This window comes from Paraburkholderia sp. (assembly GCF_036488505.1).
Classification (GTDB): domain Bacteria; phylum Pseudomonadota; class Gammaproteobacteria; order Burkholderiales; family Burkholderiaceae; genus Paraburkholderia.
In genome coordinates this window covers 1-7292 of record NZ_DASXHN010000232.1, presented here as the reverse complement: position 1 = coordinate 7292, position 7292 = coordinate 1, and the positions used below count along the sequence as shown (strand labels likewise).

Here is a 7292-nt window from a genome sequence, read left to right as displayed (position 1 = left end):
TAGAGCCCTTTCGTGTAGGTGACTTCTTCCATGGCCTCGCTCCTTTTTGCAAAGGTCTCGATGTTGTCCATCGTAGCACGGCGATGCAGGTTCGGCTGCGGCCTGGGCCGCGCTTTCGCGGCGCGCGATGTCATCGACATTGGCGACACTACGCGGCGCCCAGGGCAGGAAAATTACAGCACCGCGGTCATAGCAAAGCGACGACCTCGTCGAGCGTGGGCGCATGCGCGCCGGCATGCCGGCAGGCCGCGGCACCGGCTGCGAGCGCAAACGCGAGATGCTCGGGCCATGCGCGCTGCGGCGTGCTCATCAGGCTGAACAGCAGCCCGCCGATCGACGCATCGCCCGCGCCGACCGTATCGGCCACATCGACGCGGGGCGGCTTCGCGTCGATCACCGCGGCGCCGTCGATCAGCTGCGCCGCTTCCGGACCACGCGTGACGAGCACGGTGGCGGACGGATTCATCGCGCGCAATTGCGCGAGCGCGGCGGCTTCGTCATCGGTCTTGAAGATCATCCGCAGGTCTTCGTCCGACACCTTGATCAGATCGGCGAGCGCGGCCATCTTGCGCAGCGTCGGCTGGTAGCCGTGCTCCATCAGGTTGCGGTAGTTCGGATCGAAGCTGATCTTCACGCCGTGCGCGCGCAATTGCGCGGCGAGCGCGGCCAGCGTGTCGCCGAGCGGCTGGCGCACGAGGCTGATGCAGCCGAAATGCGCCCACTTCACCTGGTCCATCCAGCCGGGCGGCAGGCGCGCCGGATCGAACGCGAGATCCGCGCCGTTCTCACCCATGAAGAAGTACGCGGGCGGATGCGTCTGATGCACGATCGCGAGTAGCGGCGGGCGTTCGACGCGTTGCAGGAAGCGCATGTCGAGCCCGGCGGCGACGCTCGCGTCCCACAGTTCGTCGGAGAAGTTATCGACGCCCAGCGACCCCGCGCACGCGCTCGGCAGACCGAGCCGCGCGACGCAGCGCGCCACGTTCCAGCCCGCGCCGCCCGGGCGCGATAGCCACTGCGACGCGCCGGTGCGCACGAGATCGGTGAGGATGTCGCCAGCGGAGATGAAAACGGGCAGACCGGTCGTCGCGTTCATTGTGCTTTCTCCGCGGAATGCGCGGCGGCGGATGCAGCCGGCGCAGCCGATGCCGCCGGCTCGCTGTCGCCTAGCGCATGGGCGAGCATTTCGTAGCACGCGCCCATCGTGTGATAGTCGGTCTTGCCGGCCGGGCTCTTTTCGTCGCTGTACTTGCGGTTGTCGCAGGTGAGGATGCGATACCACGCGCCATGTTTGTGATCGACGAAGTGCGCCCAGCTATAGCGCCAGATCTCGTCGTACCAATCCCAGAAGCGTTCGTTGCCGGTGCGTTTGCCGAGCAGCGCGGCGGTCGCGAGGGTTTCGGCTTGCACCCAGAAGTACTTGTCGTGATCGCACACGGTGCCGTCTGGGCCGAAGCCGTAGTAGAGGCCGCCGTGGTCTTCATCCCACGCGTGAGTCATCGCGGCGTCGAACAGTTCGATCGCGCGCGGCAGCAGCCACGGCAGCGGACGGAAGCGTTCGAGAATCAGCAGCAGCTTCGCCCACTCGGTCTGATGGCCGGGCTGAAATCCCCACGGGCGGAAGATGTTCGAGCTGTCTTCCTCGTTGTAGTGCCAGTCGACCGACCAGTCCGCGTGAAAGTGCTCCCACACGAGCCCCTGCGACAGCTTCGCCTGGCGCAGCGTGATGTTCGACGCGACCCGCTCTGCGCGATCGAGATAGACCAGATGGCCGGTCGCCTCGTGCGCGGCAAGCAGCGCTTCGGTGGTGTGCATGTTCGCGTTCTGCCCGCGATACGAACTCACGTGCCATTGCGGCGACGCTTCGTCGGCGTACAGGCCGGCGGCGGCGTCCCAGAAGCGGTGTTCCATCAGTTCGAAGGTCGCGCCGATCATCGGCTTCGCTTCTTCGATGCCGGCCATCGCCGCATGCGAATACGCGAGCAGCACGAAGGCCAGGCCATAGCAGTGGCGGGTTCCATCGAGTGTGCGCTTTTTGCCGTCGCGCCATTCGATTTCCCAGTCATAGCCCTCGTTGTGCGCGTCCCAGTGCGCGTCGCGCAGGAAACGCAGGCCGTGGCGCGCGTACTCGAGATGCTGCGGATCGCCGAACTGGCGATACGCCATCGCATAGTTGAACACGTAGCGGCAACTGCTCACCAGATGGCGCGTCGTGCGGTCGTAGATCGAGCCGTCGTCGCGCAGGAAGTGGAAGAAGCCGCCGCTCGCGTCGAACACGTTCGGCGCGTAAAAGCGCAGCGTGTGCTGTACATGCGAGAGCAGAAATGCGCGGTCGCGGAAGCTCGCGACGGGCGGTGGGGTCGCGGCGTCGCCGCAAGGGTGGAGCGGATCGGATGGCGTCATGGCGTTCTCACCAAAGTACTGGCACGGGCAACGAGTTGAACGGGCAAGCGGACTTCGAGTTCGGTGGGCGAGTCTTCGAGCAGCAGTTCGACCCCGCGCCGCCCGAGCGCTTCCTTGTCGACCGCGATCGTCGACAGCGGCGGGGTTGCGTGGGCGGCGGCGGGGATGTCGTCGAAGCCGATGATCGCGATGTCGCTGGGCACCCGCAGGCCCCGCGCGACGCACACGCGCAGCGCCGCCAGCGCGGCGGCGTCGTTGTACGCGAACACGGCGTCGGGATACGGGCCGGGCGCATCGAGCAGGCGCTGCATCGCGCGCGCGGCGCCGGTGTCGGGGTCGAGGCCGGCGTCGATCGCCACTTCGAGCGACGGGTCGAACAGCAGCCCGGCCTCGAAAAACGCGCGCCGGTAGCCGAGCGCGCGCTCGGCGATGCTGAAGTGAGCGAGCGAGCCGCCGATGAAAGCGACCCGCTTGCGCTGCTGCTCGAATAGATGGCGCATCGCGAGGGTCGCGCCGGCCGCGTTGTCGAGATTCACCGAGCGCAGGCCGGGCGACCACAGGTCGATCAGCACCAACGGGCGCTGCATCGCGACCAGTGTGGCGAGCGTCTCGGGCTCGACGAAGCCGGCGATCGCGACCGCGTCGGGCGCGTGCAGGCGCAGCTGGTGGATCACGTCGTCGGTCGGGCCGGCGGTCAGCACGGACGGCACAATGCCGCGCTCGCGGCACGCGTCTTCGACGCCGTGCAGCACATGCGAGAAGAACGGGCTCGCGGCGAAATTATTGTGCTGACGATGCAGCAGAAAGGTCAGGCGGCGGATGCGCGGGCGCAACTGCGCCGGATCGTAGCCGAGCTGCCGCGCCGCTTCGACGACGCGTTCGCGGGTGGCCTCCGAGAGGCCCGGCTGGTTTTTCAGCGCGCGCGACACGGTGCCGATCGAAACGCTGGCCGCGCGGGCGACATCGCGGATGGTTGTGGCCATCGATGAAGCAGCCGCCGGAGGGCGGCCTGGTGTGTTTGGGTTCGGGCGATTGTATAGTAAAACGACAACGAAACACCGCGGCGAGCGGCGAAACTGCACCGGTAAATACCCGTAATTTATAGAGTTATGCGCTTCCTATACGTTTAGTAAAACGAGCTAAACAGAGCTGAACATCGCGCCGTGACGTCGCTCCAGGCGTTCTCCTATGCCATCCGGCCGAGGCGACAGCGCCCGCGTTTGAGCGTGAAATAACGACGAGGCGAATAGCAAACGCCCAAAGAAAAAGCCGCGCAAGGCGGCTTCTTCACACGATCAAACGACGCTCAGGGAGGGCGCTTATGAATGTCCTGTTTGCATTGCGCGTGTGCTCAACGGCGCGCGACGGCCGCGGCGGGAGCCTGCGCAGCGGCCTTGGTCTCGCCGCTGGTGTCGCGGGCGCCCCAGCGCTGCGCGAGCGAGGCGCAGACCATCAGCTGGATCTGGTGAAACAGCATCAGCGGCAACACGACAGCGCCGACCGCGTGCGACGCGAAGATCACCTTGGCCATCGGCACGCCGGCCGCGAGGCTCTTCTTCGAACCGCAGAAGATGATCGTGATCTGGTCTGCGCGATTGAAGCCGAGCCGCTTGCTCGCGAAGATGGTCACGGCCAGCGCGAGTGCGAGCAGAACGGCGCTCACCACGACCAGGCCGCCGAGCGCGGACAGCGGAATCGTGTGCCACAGGCCTTCGTTGACGGCCTCGCTGAACGCGCCGTACACGACCAGCAGGATCGAGCCCTGGTCGACGAACTTCAGCACGCCGCGGTTGCGCTCGATCCACTTGCCGATCAGCGGGCGCAGCAACTGGCCGGCGATAAACGGCACCAGCAGCTGCAGCACGATGTTGCCGACCGTGTGCCAGGGCGACGCGCCGCCGCTCGCAGCCTGATTGGACACGATGAAGCTGACGAGGGCTGGGGTGACGAAGATACCGAGCAGGCTCGAGGCGGACGCGCTGCATACCGCGGCTGGCACGTTGCCCTTGCCGATGGACGTGAACGCAATCGACGACTGGACCGTCGACGGCAGTGTGCAGAGGAAGAGGACGCCGGCATAGAGCGAAGGCGTCACAAGCGGCGAAAGGATCGGTTTAAGCGCGAGGCCGAGCAGCGGAAACAGCGCGAACGTGCTCAGCAGTACGACCACGTGAAGACGCCAGTGCGTCGCGCCCGCGACGATTGCCTCGCGTGAGAGCTTGGCGCCATGCAGGAAGAACAGCAGCCCGACCGCGATGTTCGTCACCCAGTTGAACCCGACGGCGGCTTGCCCGTGTACCGGCAGGACGCTGGCGAGGATCACGGTGCTCACGAGGCACAGCGTGAAGTTGTCGGGCAGATATTTCGGGCGGGCCATGTCGGTATCTCGATTCAATGACGCTGAACAGCGCGCGGCGCGCGTGCAGAAGGCGCGGTCGCTGCCAATGGAAAGCGCCTATTGTTGTTGAAAATCGATTGAAAAGGCAAATTCATTTAAAGAATCGTTTAATGAATGTTGTGCATCGACCTGCGGTTATGGTTCGAGCTGCTCCCTCGCTCCGTCACCTTCCAGTATTGGCGACGCGGGTCGTCTGAGCCAGCGGGATTTCTTGGCATTGGAAAGCAAGACGGCGGCCCGGGTCGGCGGCCCGCGAACCCAAGTGCCAATCCGCAAACGCCTGTTGCATACGCCGTTAACAAGCCTCGCCGCCAATGCTTCGCTGCGGAAAAGCGTCGCAGTAACAACGCGTTACATCCGCGGGCGAGGCCTAACACTTTTTGGCTCGACACGCCCTGCGGCGACCCATAAATTACCGTTCAAAGGCCGCAGGGATGCTCCGCGCCGTAACTGGAACGCGGTGCGTTTCGCCAGTCCCGCAACAGGTCCATCGCAGCTCGAACGATGGATTTCAGGCAAGTCTTCGGGCATGAGAGTCAGAAGGTGGACGGGTTGTCGAGAACGAGGCGCTGGGCGTGGGGCGCGGTCATCGCCGCGCTATGTTCGTTCGCCCATGCAAAGGTGCCCGGCGCAGCCCACGGCGGCGGAGCTTATCCGCATCGCAGCGCCGCTTACGCGACGCGCCTGGCAATGCGCGGCGGCGGCCCATACGCGGGTGTGGCCGGTGCCGCCGGCGCACGCTCGGCACGAGCCTCGCGTGATTCGACGGTGCCGGCCAATGCCGGCGGCCAGCGAAGCGGCGCGGATTTCGCGGACGCGAATTACGGGTACGGCGCCGGGGCCTATAACTGGAGCGCCCGCCGTATCGCGGGGCCGTCCGGCTATGCCGACGAGCGCGCCCGTATGCAGTACGCCGGTGCGATCACACCGGTCAGCGCCGAGTCGCGTCCGGTGCCGCATCCCCCGTCCAATATGCCGATGCGTAACGGCTCGATCCGTGCCGATGTCGCCCGCTACAACGAAGAACGTGGCGCCGGTCGCTCGCTGCCGCGTCCCGCTGACGATTCGCGGCCGCCAGAAGGCTCGCCGTACCGCAACTAGCCGGCGGCCGTTCGTCCCGGCTCTTCTCCAGTTGCACCCAACCTCCCGGTCACACCCCGCCTCCCCCGTGGCAACACCGTCGATCTGACGTTTCCACGCCACACTTTTTTGAAAATTCTCGATGCCCAACGCGCGCGATTGTCAAATCGCGGCGTGCGGCTGCGCTGCGTCATACGCATGTCATCTGATGCATTGCCGGCTGATTCGGCGCGGCGTCGCCCGCATGCGGCAACGCGGCCGCGCAAGCGGCCGCGGTCTCCGCGCCGGTGTCTCCGGCCCGCGTAGCCGGCCGATAAACGACCAACCTAACCAGACCGATATACCGGCAATAAGCGGCGCCATTTCTGTCCATAAAAATGGTCCGCAAAGATGGCTCGGCCCAGATTGGCTCGTTGGTCGAACAAATAACAACGACGGTTCGCGCGAGCGTCCCCTTTCGCACAGCCGCACCCTTTTGACAAAGATTTGGAGAATCGATGAAAACAAGCCTCAGTAGTGCGCTGAAGACCACTCTCAAGGCGACCGCGTGCGCCGCGGTGCTGGCTGGCACCTCGTGCGCGTTTGCGCAGTCGAGCGTGCAGCTCTATGGTCAGGTCGACGAATGGGTCGGCTCGCAGAAATTCCCCGGTGGCAAGACGGCGGTCGTCGTGTCCGGCGGCGGTATGTCGACGTCGTACTGGGGCTTCAAGGGAACCGAGGATCTGGGCAACGGCTACAAGGCGATCTTCACGCTCGAAGGCTTCTTCCGCGCGCAGACCGGCGAATATGGCCGCTTCACCGGCGACACGACGTTCTCGCGCAACGCCTACGTCGGGATCGAGGCACCGTGGGGTACCGTGACGGCCGGGCGTCTGACGACGCCGCTATTCGTGTCGACGATCCTGTTCAATCCGTTCATCGACTCGTACGTGTTCTCGCCGATGGTCTACCACACGTACCTCGGCCTGGGTACGTTTCCGACCTACACGACCGATCAGGGCGTAACCGGCGACTCCGGCTGGAACAACGCGGTGTCGTATGCGTCGCCGAATTTCAGCGGCCTGTCGGCCACCGCGATGTACGCGCTCGGCAACACGACGCAGAACGGCGCGAAGAAGTGGAGCGGTCAGGTGCTGTACTTCCACGGCCCGTTCGCGGCGGCCGCGGTCTACCAGTACGTGAACTTCAACAACGTGCCGGGCGACCTGGGCAGCTTCGAAACGTCGGGCGTCCCCGGACTGCGCAGCCAGAGCGTCGCGCAAGCGGGCGTGTCGTACGACCTGAAGTTCGTGAAGTTGTATGGCCAGTACATGTACACGTACAACAATCAGCAGGTCACGAGCTGGCACGTGAACACGGGACAAGGCGGCGTCACCGTGCCGTTCGGCCCGGGCTCGGTGATGGCCTCATA

General features: G+C 65.3%; 6 protein-coding genes. 2 read left to right on the top strand and 4 right to left on the bottom strand.

Annotated elements, in window-relative coordinates:
* Positions 1-187: 187 nt before the first annotated feature.
* From VGH68_RS14260 to VGH68_RS14245, 4 genes are all read right to left on the bottom strand, one after another.
* Positions 188-1096 carry a carbohydrate kinase gene (locus VGH68_RS14260; protein ID WP_331604290.1) on the bottom strand — a complete coding sequence of 303 codons (909 nt, stop codon included), beginning with the start codon at positions 1094-1096 and terminating at the stop codon, positions 188-190.
* Positions 1093-2403 carry an AGE family epimerase/isomerase gene (locus VGH68_RS14255; RefSeq protein WP_331604289.1) on the bottom strand — a complete coding sequence of 437 codons (1311 nt, stop codon included), beginning with the start codon at positions 2401-2403 and terminating at the stop codon, positions 1093-1095. The genes VGH68_RS14260 and VGH68_RS14255 overlap by 4 nt, the downstream gene beginning before the upstream one ends.
* Positions 2400-3386 carry a LacI family DNA-binding transcriptional regulator gene (locus VGH68_RS14250; protein WP_331604288.1) on the bottom strand — a complete coding sequence of 329 codons (987 nt, stop codon included), beginning with the start codon at positions 3384-3386 and terminating at the stop codon, positions 2400-2402. Before VGH68_RS14250 ends, VGH68_RS14255 begins: the two co-directional genes overlap by 4 nt.
* A 368-nt stretch (positions 3387-3754) precedes the next feature.
* Positions 3755-4780 carry a bile acid:sodium symporter family protein gene (locus VGH68_RS14245; protein ID WP_331604287.1) on the bottom strand — a complete coding sequence of 342 codons (1026 nt, stop codon included), beginning with the start codon at positions 4778-4780 and terminating at the stop codon, positions 3755-3757.
* Positions 4781-5344: 564 nt separating this feature from the next.
* Here VGH68_RS14245 and VGH68_RS14240 point away from each other — a divergent pair.
* Together VGH68_RS14240 and VGH68_RS14235 are read left to right on the top strand one after the other, a co-directional pair.
* Positions 5345-5902: a hypothetical protein gene (locus VGH68_RS14240; protein ID WP_331604291.1), complete on the top strand. Its 558-nt coding sequence runs from the start codon at positions 5345-5347 to the stop codon at positions 5900-5902.
* 476 nt (positions 5903-6378) lie between these two features.
* On the top strand, positions 6379-7292 hold a 914-nt coding region (locus VGH68_RS14235; protein ID WP_331604286.1), incomplete at its 3' end, for a porin.

Excerpts from the sequence above, each read along its gene's own strand:
- VGH68_RS14260 (WP_331604290.1), bottom strand. The coding sequence starts at position 1,096 with ATGAACGCGACGACCGGTCTGCCCGTTTTCATCTCCGCTGGCGACATC.
- VGH68_RS14255 (WP_331604289.1), bottom strand. The coding sequence starts at position 2,403 with ATGACGCCATCCGATCCGCTCCACCCTTGCGGCGACGCCGCGACCCCA.
- VGH68_RS14250 (WP_331604288.1), bottom strand. The coding sequence starts at position 3,386 with ATGGCCACAACCATCCGCGATGTCGCCCGCGCGGCCAGCGTTTCGATC.
- VGH68_RS14245 (WP_331604287.1), bottom strand. The coding sequence starts at position 4,780 with ATGGCCCGCCCGAAATATCTGCCCGACAACTTCACGCTGTGCCTCGTG.